Source organism: Elusimicrobiota bacterium (assembly GCA_016788905.1).
Classification (GTDB): domain Bacteria; phylum Elusimicrobiota; class Elusimicrobia; order FEN-1173; family FEN-1173; genus JADKHR01.
In genome coordinates this window covers 18,119-31,730 of the sequence record JAEURZ010000013.1, presented here as the reverse complement: position 1 = coordinate 31,730, position 13,612 = coordinate 18,119, and the positions used below count along the sequence as shown (strand labels likewise).

Genomic DNA, 13,612 nt, shown 5'->3' with positions numbered 1-13,612 from the left:
GGATTACACTTCGGTTTCTGAACTGAGTGGTTACCGTGTCACCAAAGATCAGCTGGTGCGTATGTTTACACGTTACATGTTCGCTTCTGATCTTTGCACTGATCGTGATGTTCTGGAGGTGGCCTGTGGGTCAGGGCAAGGGTTAGGTCTCGTTGCCCGACGCGCCAAAAGCGTGAGGGGGGGGATTTTGATCCCGCCATCGTTGCCTTGGCCACTCAGCATTACGGGGACCGGATATCCGTTCAGCAGATGGACGCCCACTCGATTCCTCTTGACTCCGGGAGTTTGGACGCTATTATTTTATTCGAGGCCATTTATTATTTGAGAGATCCGCATCTCTTTGTTCGTGAGGCCAAAAGGCTTTTAAGGAAAAATGGAATCCTTCTCGTTGGTTCGGTGAATACGGAATGGGCCGGGTTTAATCCAAGTCCTTTCAGTCACCGCTATTTTTCAGCCTCGGAGTTGGCCCACCTCCTCCAGGGAGAGGGGTTTCAGACCGAACTTTTTGCCGATTGTTTTGTCGGAGAGGGTGGGCTCAAAAGCCGAGTCGTCGAGTGGTTAAAGGAAGTCGCCGTGCGGTTTCATCTGATCCCGAAGACCATGAAAGGGAAGGAAGTTTTAAAGCGGATCTTTATGGGCCGACTTCAACATCTTCCTGCGGAACTGGAGGAAGGCTTAATGAGTTACCTGCCCCCGGTCCCTGTTTCCGTTGAAGCTCCGGTTAAAAATTACAAAGTGGTGTTTGTTTTGGGTAGAATAAATCAGTGAGCTTTTTTAAAACGCGACATAATATTGGGGGATGTCTTTGAACACACTAAGCCAACTTTCAACGAAAATTGAAAAGAAATCAGTCCGTGTGGGGGTTATGGGGCTGGGGTATGTGGGGCTACCCCTCGCGGTGGCTTTCGCTCAAGCCGGGTGTCGGGTTGTGGGGTATGATGTTGACGATCAAAAATGTAAATCCCTTTCCCAAGGAAATTCTTACATCCCCGATATCCCCTCCTCCGTTCTAGGGCCCTTAGTAAAGAAAGGATTCCTTGTGGCAAGTTCAAATTCTGATGTTCTTGCAAAGGTGGATGTGGTGGTGGTCTGTGTCCCCACTCCTTTAGGAAAAAGTAAAGACCCCGACATTAGCTACATCGTTGCGTCCGCTGACGTGTTGGCTGTAAATCTGAGGAAAGGCCAATTGGTTGTCTTAGAGAGCACGACGTATCCCGGGACAACACGGGAATTGATCCTACCGAAATTGGAGTCTCGGGGGCTTCGAGTTGGCCGTGATTTCTTTTTGGCCTTTTCACCTGAAAGGATTGATCCCGGGAATTCTCATTTCGGATTGGGGAATACTCCAAAGATTGTTTCTGGGTTCACACCGACCTGCTTGGATGTGGTTAAAAAATTCTATGGTTTGATTTCCAACCAAGTGGTTCCGGTCTCTTCGCTTGAGGCGGCCGAAATGAGCAAATTGCTGGAAAACACCTTTCGCGCCGTTAATATTGCTCTGGTCAACGAGGTCGCCCTCATGTGTAACCGGTTGGGGTTGAATGTCTGGGAGGTTATTGATGCGGCGGCCACAAAGCCCTTCGGCTACATGAAGTTTTTCCCGGGGCCTGGGATCGGCGGACATTGCATTCCTTTGGATCCCCATTACCTCTCCTGGAAGCTTAAAACGCTAAATTTCAATTCTCGTTTCATTGAATTGGCTGAGGACATCAACTCTTTCATGCCCCGCTATGTGGTCGAACGGTTGACGGAGGCCTTGAACATGAAAAAAAAGGCTGTCCGAGGGGCTCGGATTTTATTGTTGGGGGTGGCCTACAAGAAGGACATCTCCGATGTTCGCGAGTCTCCCGCGTTACGGATTATCGATGAATTGATGCGGTTGGGAGCCGAGGTTTCTTTTTCGGATCCATTTGTTACTTCCCTTCGAGTGGAAGGTCGAGTTTTTAAACGTAAGTCATTGACCGCCCAATTATTATCATCTCAGGATGCGGTCGTGCTGGTGACGGATCACAGTCAGTTTGACATGCCATGGGTTGTTTCTCAATCTTCCCTTCTCTTGGACACACGCAACGCCACCCGAAACGTTTCTGACCGCCAAAATATCGTTCTGCTCTAGAAACATGGAGATACCCCAGGCCGAATCACGGGGGGGATTGTTCCGATGCCTGTAAGCGTCGAATTATTGAAGTGAACCCTAAATGCGCATTCTTGTAACGGGTGGGGCGGGGTTTATAGGGTCCCACATTGTGGATGCCTATTTGGGGCATGGACATCAAGTAACGGTCGTTGATGATTTGTCGACAGGTCGTCGGCATAACCTAAACCCCCATGTTCGTTTAATTAACGCGGATATTCGAGACGCTTCGCTTTCACGGGTATTTATAAAAGAACGTTTTGATCTGGTGAATCATCACGCGGCGCAGTTGGACGTTCGGAAAAGCGTGAGTGATCCCGTGTTTGATGCCAGCGTTAATGTCCTTGGGCTTTTAAACCTGTTGGAACTTTCCCGCCGTTATAAAGTTAAAAAGTTTATTTTTGCCGCTTCAGGTGGGACCTACTATGGGGAGTGTGCGCGTCCGGCGCGAGAAGAGTCTCCCGCCCAGCCGCTCTCCCCCTATGGTGTTACTAAGTTAGCGGGGGAACATTATGTCCGGGCTTACGGTGCGCTCCACGGAATAAAATTTACTGTTTTGCGGTACGGCAATGTCTATGGTCCTCGGCAAGATCCTCACGGCGAGGCTGGGGTTGTTGCGATTTTTTGTCAGCGGTTATTGGCAGGGCAGACCGCTTTCATCTACGGAAACGGAAAACAGCAAAGGGACTATGTTTTCGTGGGCGATGTGGCACGGGCCAACATTGCCGCGCTTGCCAAAGCCGATGGGGAGTCCGTGAATATTGGTATGGGAAAACCGACGGACGTGACTCGTTTGTTTAAGATTTTGAGCGCGTGCCACGGAAAGCCCTCGACAGTCGAACACAAGCCCCCTCGGACCGGGGAGCTCTTTCGGAGTGTTCTTGATGTGTCCAAGGCGGCCCGGGTGTTGAAATGGAAACCGATGGTTTCTCTGGAAGACGGATTGGCCGAAACCTACCGACATATTTTCAAGAGTCGTACACCCTTTCCATCCCCCTCTCCCGCACGCAAGAGAGGGAAACCGCTTCTGACGGCTTAAAGGACATCATGAGAGGGCCGGCGGTGTTTCTTGATCGAGATGGGACGTTGAACGTCGAAAAAGATTATGTTTATCGCTATGAAGATTGGGAATGGGTTCCCGGCGCCGTGGACGGATTGAGAGACTTGATCGGTCTGGGGTTCCGCCTGGTGGTCGTGTCGAACCAATCGGGAATAGCTCGGGGCTACTTTGGGGTTTCGGATGTGCAGGCCCTCCATCATCGGGTCGCTCAGGAACTTCGTGAAAAGGGAATTGAGTTGGCCGGTTTTTATTTCTGTCCCCACGGGCCGGGAGGGGGGTGCGACTGCCGAAAACCGGCGCCTGGTCTTCTCCTTCGGGCCGCTCAGGATCTTGGTATTGATCTCCACCGTTCTTTTATGGTGGGGGATAAGGCCAGTGATGTTGAAGCCGGTCAGCGAGCGGGGGTTCATCCCTTACTGGTGGAAACTGGATACGGGAAAGAACAGCGTTCTCAGGTGGGGTCTCCTGTCCCTGTTGTGCGTGATTTTTCCGCTGCGGTGAAGTGGATTGTTTCGAAGAGCAAGACCGAAGGCGATCCGCAATGAAAGCGTTAATCCTTTTAGGGGGACTGGGGACTCGTTTAAAACCTTTAACGTCTTTTAGTCCTAAACCGCTCCTTCCCATCCTGAATCGACCCTTTATTGGATATCAACTGGATTTGTTGAAAAAATATGGAGTGCGCGAGGTGGTGTTGGCCCTTGGGCATCAGGCGGCTCATTTTCGACGGGCGTTGGGGGATGGGCGACGGTGGGGGGTTCGGTTGACCTATTCGTTAGAGAAGGAACCCTTGGGGACCGGTGGGGCCATTCGGTTGGCTCTCCCCCATCTCTCAGGGCCAGCCTACATCCTGAATGGGGATGTGTTAAGTGATTTTGATTTAGGACAGTTGGCCGCCGTTCATCGCCATCGAAAGGCCGACGCTACCGTGGTTTTGGTGGAGGTCGACGATCCTTCCCATTTCGGGCTCGTGGAAACGGATCGTGAAGGGACGGTTCGACGGTTTTTGGAAAAGCCTTCCGGGGGGAAATCCCCGGTGCGAACGGTCAACGCGGGATGCTATTTGTTTTCGCCCAAAGTGGTGGAGCGAATTCCGTCCGGGCGGGCGGTGTCCATCGAACGTGAAATTTTTCCGGCCCTCTTGTCGGAAAAATTTAAGGTGGTTTCTTTCCTTCATCGGGGGTATTGGTCCGACATCGGCACGTTATCCCGTTATTGGCGAACCCATAGGGACCTTCACGAAAGAGGACAATGGCCCAAGGGATTAAAGCTTCGAAAAGGGCTACGTCTTGAAAAAGGGGTCGTGGTGGGAAAAAGCCCGAAAGTATTGGGGACGGCCGTTATTGGGGAGGGCGCGTGGGTGGGAGATCATGTGGAATTTGAGGGGCATGTGACTTTGGGCGCACGAACTCGAATTGAATCTTCTGTGCGATTATCGGATTGCGTTATTTTAGAAGGCGTTCGCATTGGTTCCCACACACGTGTTGAAAAAAGCATCATTGGTCCCCAATCCGTTGTGGGATCCCATTGTTTTGTTGGTCCCAATCAGGTTTTGGGGAGTGGGGCTCGATTGCCCTCTCATTCCCAGGTCTTTCCTGGGTTAATGTCAACGTGATTCGAGGGAAGATCTCCCCCATTCGTTTTTGAGACTGCCAATGCCATTGGGAATTGATATAATCCGTTTCTTCCCAATTTGACACCTGAAAAAAGGAGAGTTTTTATGCGTCGTGATAAATATGTTTTTACATCCGAATCGGTGACGGAAGGGCATCCCGATAAGGTGTGTGACCAAATTTCGGACGCTGTTTTGGATGCCATTCTTAAAGACGATCCGCGGGGGCGGGTGGCGTGCGAGTCTTTTGTGACCACCGGTTTGGTGGTGGTGGGCGGCGAGATTACCACCAACACGTGGGTGGACGTGCCCTCCTTGGTTCGGTCCGTGGTCGCTGATATTGGGTACACCGACCGTCGTTTCGGATTTGATGCGGCCAGTTGCGGGATTTTAAACGCCATCGGTCGGCAGTCCCCGGATATTTCCCAGGGTGTTGATACGGGAGGGGCCGGGGACCAGGGGCTTATGGTGGGGTTCGCCTGCGATGAGACGAAAGAGTTAATGCCGACGCCTATTAGTTTGGCGCATCAACTGACCCGACGGTTAGCGGAAGTCCGTAAGAAAAAAATCCTTCCCTATCTGGGGCCGGATGGCAAATCTCAGGTGACGGTGGAATACGAGAACGGAGAACCCGTTCGGATTGACGCGGTGGTGATTTCCAGTCAGCACGACACGTCTATCTTGGATCGCTCTGGAAAAAAAATAACCAATAAATCCGTGGAAGATATGATTGAAAAAGTCATTCTCCACGTTTTGCCCAAGAAGATGTTGGACAAAAAAACGAAGTATTATGTGAACCCCACCGGGAAATTTGTTGTGGGTGGTCCCGAAGGGGACACCGGGGTGACCGGTCGAAAGATTATTGTGGACACCTATGGCGGGTGGGCTCCCCATGGGGGAGGGGCCTTCAGTGGAAAAGATCCCACCAAAGTCGATCGATCCGCCTGTTACATGGCGCGTCACGTGGCAAAAAACATTGTGGCGTCAGGATTGGCCCGCCAATGCACGGTCCAACTGGCCTATGCCATCGGTGTTGCGGATCCTGTCAGCGTCATGGTGGACACCCACGGGACAGGGGAGGTGCCGGAAAGCCAATTGGTGACCCTGGTGCGTGAAATGTTTCCCTTGACCCCCAAGGGCATCATCGACTACCTGAAACTGCGTCGTCCTTTTTATCAAAAAACAGCGTCCTACGGTCATTTCGGTCGGGAAGACGCTGATTTCTTCTGGGAAAAAACCAATAAAGCCGCCGAGTTGAAAAAAGGCGCGAAGGCCTAAACCATGAAATATGACGTCAAAGATATTCGTTTGGCTGATGCGGGTGAAAACCTGATCACGTGGGCCGAGCGGGAGATGCCCGTTCTTCGTTTGATTAAAGAGCGTTACACGAAGCAAAAGCCCTTTAAGGGGATTCGGATGTCCTGTTGTTTGCACGTCACAACAGAGACGGCGAACCTGGCCATCACGTTAAAGGCGGGCGGGGCGGACGTGGTTCTGTGTGCGTCCAACCCCCTTTCCACCCAAGACGAAGTGGCCGCGGCGTTGGTCAAAAAACACGGTATTCGGACGTATGCGATTAAGGGCGAAGACAATAAAACCTATTACAAACACATCTACGCCGCACTGGATCACCGTCCCCAGATTACGATGGACGATGGGGCCGACGTGGTGGGGGTTTTGCATAAAGAACGGCGGAACCAACTGCCCGATGTGATCGGCGGTACGGAAGAGACCACCACCGGCGTCGTTCGTTTGCGGGCCATGGAAAAAGATGGGGTGTTGGAATACCCCATCATTGCCGTTAACGACGCCCTGACCAAGCATATGTTCGATAACCGATACGGCACGGGGCAATCCACCCTGGACGGGATTTTACGGGCCACCAACGTTCTCTTCGCTGGAAAAACCGTGGTTGTTGCCGGTTATGGTTGGTGTGGTCGTGGTGTGGCCAGCCGGGCTCGCGGGTTGGGAGCCCATGTGGTGGTGACCGAAGTGGACCCGTTCCGTGCCCTTGAGGCCGTGATGGACGGGTTTGGTGTGATGCCCATGGGTGAGGCCGCCGCGATTGGAGATATTTTCATTACGGTCACTGGGGATATCGCTGTTCTTCGCGCCGAACATTTCAAGAAGATGAAAGACGGGGCTATTGTGGCCAATTCGGGGCACTTTAATGTTGAGATCGACATCCCCGCCTTAGCCAAAATGGCGAAAACGAAACGGCAGGCGAGACCCTATGTGGATGAATATAAGCTTCCTAACGGGCGTCGGATTCACGTTTTAGGTGAGGGGCGTTTGATCAACTTGACCTCCGCTGAGGGCCATCCCGCCAGCGTGATGGACATGTCGTTCGCCAATCAAGCTCTTTGTTCGGAATATATGGTGAAGAACGCCAAAGGGCTTGCCAAGAAAGTTCACAGCGTTCCGGTCGATATCGATCGGGACATCGCCCGCTTGAAATTGGCCGCCATGGGCGTCGGGGTCGATACGCTGACTCCCCAGCAGAAGAAATATCTGGCTTCCTGGCAAGAAGGAACTTAACCCCGCGAAAGACATCGTTACCGATTCAACCAAAATGCCGGGCGGAGCTTTTTAGCCGCCCGGCATTTTTTTTATCCCTTGAAATGGAAACGTTCTTGACCTAGGCTTATTGAAGCCATTCGAAAGTTCGAGTGGAGGAGGAATCGAATGAAAAAAAGTGCCCTGTGGTGTTCGATCGGTTTGTTGGGACTCTGTGTGTTGATGGGGTGTAAAAACAACAATCTCTTTGGCGGTTTGCACCGGGAAGGGTCGGGAGACGCCGAAAGCCTCGTGGCCGATGGGCAAGCGGCTTTGGGAAACCTGAATTACGCCAAAGCCAACCAATACTTCAGTCAAGCTTTGTCTAAAGACCCGGGAAACTCCGAGGCTCTTCTTGGCCAGGCGGCGGCTCAGATGGGTCTTTCGGGTTTGAACTTTGGCCAACTGATATCGAATTTAACAGCGGGAAACGCTGTGATCAGCGGGGCGCCGCTCCGTGGAGCGATTCGCCAGTCTTCCTTGGGGAGCCTGAGCGCCTCGGAGACGAATCCCAACAGTTTGTTGAACCAAATCAATGTGCCTGCGCTTGACGCGGCCTTGAGTGTCGTTATCGTCAACCTGGAGAAAATCCGTTTGGGAATATCCGACGGTAAAATAGCACGAGACGATTCTTCCCTGCTCATTAATCTGGGGCTGGCCCGGCTTTTGAAGGCCGTAACCAAACCCTGGCTGGCCTCCCTCCTTGATATTCGAGAATCAAACGGGAACTATTCGGTGATCTTGTTGCAGGGCTCTTATTCCGAGGGAGACTGCGAGGATTATGTTGTCCCTTCGGCCTACAACGTAGGGTGGGGAATCTTAAACCTCGAGGGTGCCGCTCTGAAACTGAACCTGGTGGCGGGCTCTACCCTATGGGACATCAAGGAAGATGTCAACGAGCTCTACTCCGATTACGCCAATAACGTGAGAGGCTACTGTCCTGAAATACCTTCTTCCTTACCATCAACCGGTCCGAGCCATCCCTCCGATGGGATATAGGTCGTCATTAAGGAGATTTTTATGAAAAAACTACTCATGCTTTTCTTAGTGGGGGCTGTCCCTGTTTTTTCGGCGGAAGCGCCGGCCATGATTCGGGGAACCCGGGCTCTGGGGATGGGCGATGCGGTGACGGCGATCGCGGATGATCAAAATGTCTTTTTTTACAATCCTGCGGGAACGGTTCAGCGCACCGGTTCGTTGGTGAACTTTGTCAATGTGTCATTAACGGCGAGCAAAGACGCGATCGATTTCTATCAATTCCTTGATGACAATGAATCGGCTCTCAAGGACTTTGATACGCTCCCGATTACAGAGCAAGTCGCTTTGGGAAATAGGATTCAGAACGAAATGGTTCCTCTCAAACCTTCCTTTGGGTTGTCGGCCCCTAACGTCAGTTATTTGTCAGGCCCCCTCTTTGGTCGGTTCCATTGGGGGGCGGGTTTCTTTGGCCAGGTTTCGGGGCGAGCCGGTTTTAAGCCCATTATCGTGACTCCTCAGCTCTATTACGATATCAATGTGGACGTCATTCCTGCCGGGAACATGGCCGTGAAATTAAAAAATATCCCCCGGGTTCCAGGGACCTTGGGGTTGGGCGCCAACATGAAATTTATCCGACGAGGACGAATCGAAGAACCCGGGGCGGACGTCTTTGCCTTGGACGATTATTCCACGCCTCCGGCCCAGATCGGGCGCGGAGTGGGTTGGGATTTTGGAACGCTCTACCAACCGACCCCTCGCTGGAACGTGGCTCTCGTGGTGGCGGATTTTGGCGGGACCAAGATCGATTTTGATGCCCGTGAGGCTGAGGACGGTTACGCGGCGAAGGACCCCTACTCCGAAACGATCCCCGCCCGTTGGAACATGGGCGTCGCTTGGACCCCCGCTCGATTGGGACTGCCTTCCTTTGGTCTTCCCCTGCGGGATCGACTGGTTTTAGCCGCCGATCTGCGGGACTTTGCCAACAAAGAAAGTAAGGTCTTTGAGAACGGCGGGTTAGCCGATACGGCGGGAACGCATTTCCATCTGGGGGCGGAGTACCGCTGGTGGTTCCTGCGATTGCGCGCGGGCGCGAATCAGGGGTACTTTACGGGAGGCGTGGGGATCGATTGGCCTGCCTTGAAACTGGATTACGCCTATTACGCGGATGAACTGTCGCCCTTTGCGGGTTCTTCGCGGCATCCGGCTCACCGAATTTCGTTCACCCTGGGGTTTGGGAGTGGGAAGACGGAATCTCGGGAAAGGATTAAGGCGGCTAAAGTTCTCAAAAGTCCTCCCGTTTCCCGCCCGTCGGCCCCGACGCCGAGAACGCTCCCCGCAAAGAAATAATCAGAAACCATCATTTTAGAAAAAGGTCCCCGGTGATTGAGCCGGGGATTTTTTTTGCCTGTTTCCATCCAGCCTTTGTAATATATCTCGCGATGAACACGAACTCTTTATTTCGCCAAAACCCTCTCTCCCTTGGTCCCTGGATTGCCCTGTTTCTTGGGTTCGGTTTGCTTGCGGTGAGGGGGGGGGCTGTGCCTCCTGCTCCTGGGCAGGAGGTTCGGATCGGGATGAAAACATGTTTTGTGAATCGTCAGGGGATGGAAAGGCGTGTTTCGGCTTTTCGGGGATCACCCGCTCTGATGGGCGCTTCCCCCATGCCTAACCCGCGCGTCTTGGTGTTGCGGGTTCAATTTGCGGATCTTTCTTTTGGTTCAACGGACCTCTCAGCAGGTTTTTTTCAACAGGTTCAAGATTATTTTGTGGAAAATTCTTACGAAACTTTTCGTCCCACGTTTACGATCAGTTCCATCTTCTCTCTGCCTGGAACGTTGGCGACCTACGGAAACAATTGTGGGGACAACCCCGGCTGCAATGTCCCCTCCTTGATCCTTGCCGCGTCGGCGGCCGCGAACCCTTCCATCCATTTTAACGATTACGATCAAGTGATGATCTATCACGCGGGGTATGGCGAAGAATCCACAGGAAGGCCTTCGGATATTTGGTCCCTTTTCTATCCGGCGGAAGCCATGCCGGAGGGTTTCGTTCGCGTGGATGGTCATGAATTTGACGGGGTGATGATCGTCCCTGAGCGGGAACTTGGTGCCAGTGCTCTTGGGGTTATTTGTCATGAATATGGTCACCAGCTGGGTCTCCCGGACCTCTATGATATATCCGTTCCGGGTGGGCGTTCGACGGCTGGGGCGTGGGACCTTATGGATTATCCTTGGACAGGATCTCCGGTTGGATCGAACCCACCCCATTTGGGGGCTTGGAGCAAAAGGTTTCTGGGGTTTGGGGCCACCCTGTCGGTTTCGAGTGGGGCGGTGTCTCTGTCCCCCATCGAACTTCTGCCGGGGCAGTCCCTGGAAATCTTTGGAGAAGGATTAGATTATTTTTTATTGGAATATCGATTGGCTTCGGCGGCCGGTTTTGACCGATTCCTCCCCCAGGCGGCCGGGTTGGCGGTTTGGCATGTGGATAAGGCTTTAACAGAGGATGCCAGCGTTTTGAATTTCAACGTGGTCAACACCCCCTCCCAAAACGGTTTTGGGCATTTAGGTGTTGACCTTATCGAGGCGGATGGGACCACGGCAGACCCTCGCTCCGGTGATCCGGGCCGGGGGAACGCCTTCGAAAATGGAACACGGTCGATTCCCATGTTTTCTGGAGTCGGTATGGCGTTGGTCCTCTCAAACGTCCAAGGGGTGGGAGGGCCCACAGCCAGCGCGCTCATCAACATTTTTCGAGTGACCAACCATCAGTCTATCGCTCGAGCGATTTCCTATCCGAACCCGGCGGCCGGGAAAACCCGTGTGGGGGCACCCTCTGGGACGTGGAGCACGTTCCGTGTCGAACTCACGCGGCCTCGGACCCTCAACACCTTTTCAGCAAATATATACACCCTCAGGGGGGAGCGTGTTTTGGAATTGAAGATGGATGATTTTTCTGAATCGGATGATTTCTCTGACTACTCTTTCATCTACGAACATGACTGGAACGGACGGGATGATACGGGGGCGGAAGTGGCTTCTGGCGTGTATTATCTGGTGTTTGATGTGGAAGGGGAAAAAGTTAAAACCCCCTTTGTTCTTCAGAGGTGAAAAGTTAGCTGAGGGATCTCATTCGTATGAAAAGGCGCGTGCCGATAATAAGAAAGACGACGTTAGCGAACCAGGCGCCGAAGAGGGGGGGGCACCAGGGGCGCAGGCCAAACGCGCGACCCACCTGGAGTAGACCGAAATAAGCGAAAGCCACACCCAGTGCGACAGCCACCGCCCTCACGTTTCCTCCGCGTTTGTTAAAGGCGAACGGAATTCCCAGCATGACAATGATGAGGTTGGCCCAGGGAAGGGCCGTTTTCATGTAGCGTTCCACCTCGGCTTTTCGGGTTTCGATGCCTAAAATCTTTAAGCGTTGAATGTGTTGACCCAACTCACGCAGATTCATTTCTTCGGGGTCAAGATCCCGAGGGACAAGATCGTCGGGTTTGTCCAGTAAGGTGGTTTGTTTTTCTTTAAAAGGAATTTGTTGGTCCAGCCGGTTCAGCCCTTTGTAGGTGCGCTCCGTGCCATTAAACAGTCGCCATCCTTCCGGTGTCCATAGTCCCTCCCGTGCCTGCCATTGATGGCGGGGGGCTCCGTTTTCCACCAAATCAATAACAACGTTTTGCATCCTTTCCTTGTTGAGGTCGAGGAGCCCAATGGCGTAGAACACCCCTTCGCCGGGAACCGTTACGTTATTGAACAGGGACTGCCGGGGCGACGTGATTTTTTTGATTTCCACGTTCCATAGAGTTTTAACTTCCCGGTTGGCCCAGGGGGTGAGGACTTCCCCCAACCCCCAGGTAAAAATACTGAGAGCGATCCCGACATACAGGAGAGGGGAAACAATCCTCCACGGGTGGATTCCTCCCGCCATGGCGGCCGTAATTTCCATGCGGCGCGAGAGTTGCCCGATAGAAAAAAGCGCGGCGAGCAAAGCCGCCACCGGAAAAAGTTCCATGCTTCGCACAGGCCATAACGCCAAGAGATAGCGGGCCACAACCAAGAAGGTCGCTTTGCTGGCAATTATTTTATCCAACCGTTCCATCAGTTCCGCCATCAGGATCAAAATGGTCATGGACACGTAACTGAGGAAGAGCGGTTTCAGAAACGACGTGAGAACGTAACGGTTGAGTTTTGTCATGAAGACAACCTTTTGCGAAAGAGAGTCAGGCCAACGAGGACAGCGACGCTGTTGGCCATCCAGAGAGCAGGGACGGCCGGAATGGATTCCCGGTCGGCCAGGTTCATCCCCATCACTAAAAGTAAATAATAAAAAAAGAGAACCACCACCGCCGCGCCAAACCCGACGCCCCGACCGCCACGCTCAATCGTCATTCCAAGGGGGATCCCAATCAAGGCCAACGCCATGGGTGCAAAGGCCAGGGAGAAACGTAGGTGATATTCGGAACGTAATTCCCCGATCGGAAGCTGGACAATCGAGCGCCGCGTGATTTCACGGCGAAGTTCTGGGGTGGTGAATTCTCGCCAGTTGCGATTTCGGGAATCACCGGGCGGTTGAAGGGGAACCGAGAGCCCATACTTTTTAAAGGCGATGTGCATGAAGTCCCCGGCGGCCGAATGGCCGAAACGCTCAATTTGCCCATTCAATAGTGTGAGGGAAAGGCGTTCGTCATTGACCTCCCACTTCCCTTGGGGGGCGTGCACCCGTTCCGTGTAGTCTGGAAAAAGTCGGTAGAGCCACACTTCTTTCAGTTGTTTGTGTTCTTTTTCGACCTCCCCAGCATAAAGTCGAACATTTCGAACCGCGACAAATTTTTTGGCTTCAATTTGCAACGGGTCTGTTTGGGCTATTTTGTGGTAAATCGAACGAAATTGGCCCATGGCTTTTGGCGTAAGCTGCGTGTTGAAGGGGACGAGGGCCAGTGAAACAAGCCCGGCGAATAAAATTGGGGGCCACAGTATTTGCCGGAACGAAAGCCCCGAAGATCGAAGCGCCAAAATTTCATTATCTTCCGATAGCCTACCGAACGTGAGGAGGCACGCCAGAAGTATGGACATGGGGACGCTCAGGCTTAAAATAGTGGGGAGGAAGAGAATGAATATTTTTGCGGACAGAATGAAAGAAACGCCTTTGTTCACCAGGAGGTCGATGAGGTCAAAAATTTTGTCCAGGAGCAGTACCCCTGAGAAAAGGGTCAAAGCAAAAAAGAAGGGGGGCAGGAATTGGAGGAGAAGGTATCGGGCAAGAATCATTGGAACATTAT

The 13,612-nt window shown here is 52.7% G+C and carries 12 protein-coding genes; 10 read left to right on the top strand and 2 right to left on the bottom strand.

Translation table 11 applies throughout. The features are described 5' to 3' along the window. Positions 1 to 123: 123 nt before the first annotated feature. From JNK54_06580 to JNK54_06535, 10 genes are all read left to right on the top strand, one after another. Positions 124 to 768 carry a class I SAM-dependent methyltransferase gene (locus JNK54_06580; protein MBL8023931.1) on the top strand — a complete coding sequence of 215 codons (645 nt, stop codon included), beginning with the start codon at positions 124 to 126 and terminating at the stop codon, positions 766 to 768. 31 nt (positions 769 to 799) lie between these two features. Next, on the top strand, positions 800 to 2,116 hold the full coding sequence (locus tag JNK54_06575; protein ID MBL8023930.1) for a nucleotide sugar dehydrogenase: 1,317 nt from the start codon (positions 800 to 802) through the stop codon (positions 2,114 to 2,116). 82 nt (positions 2,117 to 2,198) lie between these two features. Beyond that, the gene (locus JNK54_06570) at positions 2,199 to 3,173 is read left to right on the top strand and encodes an NAD-dependent epimerase/dehydratase family protein (protein ID MBL8023929.1); all 975 of its coding nucleotides are present in this window, start codon (positions 2,199 to 2,201) and stop codon (positions 3,171 to 3,173) included. A gap of 8 nt (positions 3,174 to 3,181) precedes the next feature. Next, positions 3,182 to 3,739 carry a D-glycero-beta-D-manno-heptose 1,7-bisphosphate 7-phosphatase gene (gmhB, locus tag JNK54_06565; protein MBL8023928.1) on the top strand — a complete coding sequence of 186 codons (558 nt, stop codon included), beginning with the start codon at positions 3,182 to 3,184 and terminating at the stop codon, positions 3,737 to 3,739. Beyond that, positions 3,736 to 4,806 (top strand): NDP-sugar synthase, encoded by a 1,071-nt coding sequence (locus tag JNK54_06560; protein ID MBL8023927.1) that lies wholly within the window; start codon positions 3,736 to 3,738, stop codon positions 4,804 to 4,806. Before gmhB ends, JNK54_06560 begins: the two co-directional genes overlap by 4 nt. A 105-nt stretch (positions 4,807 to 4,911) precedes the next feature. Continuing rightward, complete coding sequence (locus tag JNK54_06555; GenBank protein ID MBL8023926.1) at positions 4,912 to 6,081, top strand: methionine adenosyltransferase; 1,170 nt, start codon at positions 4,912 to 4,914, stop codon at positions 6,079 to 6,081. A 3-nt stretch (positions 6,082 to 6,084) separates the two neighbouring features. Next, positions 6,085 to 7,341: an adenosylhomocysteinase gene (locus JNK54_06550; GenBank protein ID MBL8023925.1), complete on the top strand. Its 1,257-nt coding sequence runs from the start codon at positions 6,085 to 6,087 to the stop codon at positions 7,339 to 7,341. Between the two features lie 147 nt (positions 7,342 to 7,488). Then, positions 7,489 to 8,358, top strand: a complete 870-nt coding sequence (locus tag JNK54_06545) for a hypothetical protein (GenBank protein ID MBL8023924.1) — start codon at positions 7,489 to 7,491, stop codon at positions 8,356 to 8,358. 21 nt (positions 8,359 to 8,379) lie between these two features. Then, positions 8,380 to 9,684, top strand: coding sequence for a hypothetical protein (locus JNK54_06540; GenBank protein MBL8023923.1), 1,305 nt, complete (start codon positions 8,380 to 8,382; stop codon positions 9,682 to 9,684). A 92-nt stretch (positions 9,685 to 9,776) separates the two neighbouring features. Continuing rightward, positions 9,777 to 11,444 carry a M6 family metalloprotease domain-containing protein gene (locus JNK54_06535; protein MBL8023922.1) on the top strand — a complete coding sequence of 556 codons (1,668 nt, stop codon included), beginning with the start codon at positions 9,777 to 9,779 and terminating at the stop codon, positions 11,442 to 11,444. A 4-nt stretch (positions 11,445 to 11,448) separates the two neighbouring features. Here the strand turns inward: JNK54_06535 and JNK54_06530 are convergent, their stop codons facing one another. Both JNK54_06530 and JNK54_06525 read right to left on the bottom strand, forming a co-directional pair. After that, positions 11,449 to 12,528, bottom strand: coding sequence for an LptF/LptG family permease (locus JNK54_06530; GenBank protein MBL8023921.1), 1,080 nt, complete (start codon positions 12,526 to 12,528; stop codon positions 11,449 to 11,451). Continuing rightward, complete coding sequence (locus JNK54_06525) at positions 12,525 to 13,601, bottom strand: LptF/LptG family permease (GenBank protein ID MBL8023920.1); 1,077 nt, start codon at positions 13,599 to 13,601, stop codon at positions 12,525 to 12,527. The genes JNK54_06530 and JNK54_06525 overlap by 4 nt, the downstream gene beginning before the upstream one ends. Positions 13,602 to 13,612: the final 11 nt, after the last annotated feature.

Coding starts and splice junctions, on each gene's coding strand:
- JNK54_06575 (MBL8023930.1), top strand. CDS start 800: ATGTCTTTGAACACACTAAGCCAACTTTCAACGAAAATTGAAAAGAAA.
- JNK54_06570 (MBL8023929.1), top strand. CDS start 2,199: ATGCGCATTCTTGTAACGGGTGGGGCGGGGTTTATAGGGTCCCACATT.
- gmhB (MBL8023928.1), top strand. CDS start 3,182: ATGAGAGGGCCGGCGGTGTTTCTTGATCGAGATGGGACGTTGAACGTC.
- JNK54_06560 (MBL8023927.1), top strand. CDS start 3,736: ATGAAAGCGTTAATCCTTTTAGGGGGACTGGGGACTCGTTTAAAACCT.
- JNK54_06555 (MBL8023926.1), top strand. CDS start 4,912: ATGCGTCGTGATAAATATGTTTTTACATCCGAATCGGTGACGGAAGGG.
- JNK54_06550 (MBL8023925.1), top strand. CDS start 6,085: ATGAAATATGACGTCAAAGATATTCGTTTGGCTGATGCGGGTGAAAAC.
- JNK54_06545 (MBL8023924.1), top strand. CDS start 7,489: ATGAAAAAAAGTGCCCTGTGGTGTTCGATCGGTTTGTTGGGACTCTGT.
- JNK54_06540 (MBL8023923.1), top strand. CDS start 8,380: ATGAAAAAACTACTCATGCTTTTCTTAGTGGGGGCTGTCCCTGTTTTT.
- JNK54_06535 (MBL8023922.1), top strand. CDS start 9,777: ATGAACACGAACTCTTTATTTCGCCAAAACCCTCTCTCCCTTGGTCCC.
- JNK54_06530 (MBL8023921.1), bottom strand. CDS start 12,528: ATGACAAAACTCAACCGTTACGTTCTCACGTCGTTTCTGAAACCGCTC.
- JNK54_06525 (MBL8023920.1), bottom strand. CDS start 13,601: ATGATTCTTGCCCGATACCTTCTCCTCCAATTCCTGCCCCCCTTCTTT.